The 2449-nt window shown below is 72.5% G+C and carries 2 protein-coding genes and 1 pseudogene; 1 reads left to right on the top strand and 2 read right to left on the bottom strand.

What is annotated here, in order from left to right:
- Positions 1 to 92: 92 nt before the first annotated feature.
- Positions 93 to 1175, top strand: a pseudogene (locus ABZ297_RS46655) (pyruvate dehydrogenase (acetyl-transferring), homodimeric type); the annotation flags it as partial.
- Positions 1176 to 1213: 38 nt separating this feature from the next.
- Here the strand turns inward: ABZ297_RS46655 and ABZ297_RS46650 are convergent.
- Positions 1214 to 1858 (bottom strand): response regulator transcription factor, encoded by a 645-nt coding sequence (locus ABZ297_RS46650; RefSeq protein ID WP_355361029.1) that lies wholly within the window; start codon positions 1856 to 1858, stop codon positions 1214 to 1216.
- A 57-nt stretch (positions 1859 to 1915) separates the two neighbouring features.
- A partial coding sequence (locus ABZ297_RS46645) for an ATP-binding protein (RefSeq protein ID WP_355361026.1) occupies positions 1916 to 2449 on the bottom strand: 534 nt, incomplete at its 5' end.

Raw genomic sequence — 2449 nt, 5'->3', positions numbered from 1 at the left:
TCTCGGCCACAGGGTCCCTTCCTCGCGGGGGCGATCACGGTGATCATACCTGTGAAAAGTTGTCGCCATGGGTGACATGAGAGACGAAAACTGTTACGCCCGCCGACAAGCCCTTCCAGGGCCTGGCGAAGGGCGGTGCCAGGATCGCGACCACGATGGCCTTCGTCCGCCTGGTCAAGGACCTGATGAAGGAGCCGGAGACCGGACGCCGCTGGGTGCCGATCGTCCCCGACGAGGCCCGGACGTTCGGCATGGAGTCGCTGTTCCCGACCGCGAAGATCTACTCGCCGCTGGGCCAGCGCTACGACGCCGTCGACCGCGAGCTGCTGCTGTCGTACAAGGAGGCGGTCGACGGGCAGATCCTCATCGAGGGCATCACCGAGGCCGGGTCGATGGCGTCCTTCACCGCCGCCGCGTCGAGCTACGCCACGCACGGCGAGGCGATGATCCCCTTCTACATCTTCTACTCGATGTTCGGCTGGCAGCGAACCGGCGACCAGATGTGGGCGCTCGCCGACCAGCTGGGCCGCGGGTTCCTGATCGGCGCGACGGCCGGGCGCACCACGATGACGGGCGAGGGCCTCCAGCACGCCGACGGGCACTCCCAGCTGCTCGCCTCGGCCAACCCGGCCTGCCTGGCCTACGACCCGGCCTTCGGCTACGAGGTCGGCGTGATCGTCCGCGAGGGGCTGCGGCGGATGTACGGCGAGGCGGGCGAGGACGTCTTCTACTACCTCACCCTCTACAACGAGCCGCTGCCTCAGCCCGCGATGCCCGACGGCGTCGAGGAGGGCATCCTCAAGGGCCTCTACCGCTACTCCGCGAACGGCGGCGCCGCGCACCTGCTGGCCAGCGGCACCGCCATCCACTGGGCGCTGGCCGCACAGCAACTGCTCCAGGACGAGTACGGCCTGGGGGTGGACGTCTGGTCCGTCACCTCCTGGAGCGAGCTGCGCCGCGAGGCCATGGCCACGTCCGGCGTGCCCTACCTCCAGCAGGCCATGGCCGGGGCCGAGGGGCCGGTCGTCGCGGTGAGCGACTGGATGCGGGCGGTGCCCGACCAGATCCAGCCGTGGATCGGCCGCCCGTGGACGTCGCTCGGCACCGACGGGTTCGGCCTGTCCGACACCCGCGAGGCGGCGCGCAGACACTTCGGCGTCGATCCGCGGTCGATCGCCGACGCGGTGATCAAGGCCGTCAAGTAGGTCGCCGTTCAGGCGTTCAGATGGCGCAGCACGGCCGCCACCCGGCGGTCGAGCTGGTCCGTGGGGGCGAGGTCGAGCTTGGCGAAGATGCTGCGGATGTGCTTGTGCACGGCCCCGTCCGTCACCACCAGGCGGGACGCGATCGCCACGTTGCCCAGCCCCTCGGCCATCAGCGCGAGCACCTGCCGCTCCCTGGCCGTCAGCCGGTCCAGCGGGTCGTCCTGGCGGCTGCGGGTGAACAGCTGCGCGACGACCTCCGGGTCGATCGCGGTGCCGCCTCCGGCCACCCGGTGCAGCGCCTCCACGAACTCCTCCACCCGGCCCACCCGCTCCTTGAGCAGGTATCCGACGCCGCCCACGCCGTCGGCCAGCAGATCGGTGGCGAAGGCCTGCTCGACGTAGGCCGACAGCACCAGCACCGCCAGCCCGGGGCGCACCCGCCTGGCCTCGACGGCCGCCCTGATCCCCTCGTCGGTGTGGGTGGGCGGCATCCGGACGTCCACGACCGCGACGTCCGGGCGGTGCTCCTGGACGGCGAGCAGGAACTCACTCGGGTTCGGCACGGCCGCCGCGACCTCGAACCCCTCGCCGCCCAGCAGCAGCGCGAGGCCCTCCCGCAGCAGGGCGTCGTCCTCGGCGATCACGATGCGCACGGGAGCTCCAGGGGGTCGTCGGTCATGATGCGCACGGGAGCTCCAGAGCGTCGTCGGTCATGATGCGCACGGGAGCTCCACAGCCAGCGTCGTCGGGCCGCCCGCCGGGCTGGCCAGGCTGACGGTCCCGTCGTGCGCCTCGGCCCGGTCGCGGATGCCGGCCAGGCCCGTCCCGGCGTCCTCGGCGGCTCCGCCCTTGCCGTCGTCGGTGACCAGGATGCGCAGCGTCCGTCCCGACTGCCGGACCTCGACCTGGGCGCTGGACGCGCCGCTGTGCCTGGAGACGTTCGTGAGCGCCTCCGCGACGGCGAAGTAGGCGGTGGCGGCCACCGAGATCGGCACGTTCCGCAGGTCGCCGGAGGTCACCCGGCACGGCACGGCGCAGTCGGCGGCCAGTGCGCTGAGCGCGCCGGACAGGCCGCGATCCTCCAGGATCGGCGGCAGGATGCCGCGCACGACCTCGCGCAGCTCGGCCAGCGCCTGCTCGGCGGCGGCCTGGGCGCGCTCCATCGCGGGCCGGGCGGCGGCCGGGTCGCGCTCCATCGCCCGGCGGGCCGCCGCCACCATGACCACCACGCCGACGAGCCGGTT

Origin of the sequence: Nonomuraea sp. NPDC005983 (assembly GCF_040614375.1) — a bacterium.
GTDB lineage: Bacteria > Actinomycetota > Actinomycetes > Streptosporangiales > Streptosporangiaceae > Nonomuraea.
The sequence above is the reverse complement of the archived record's forward strand: the minus strand, read 5'-3'. Positions and strand labels throughout refer to the sequence as shown.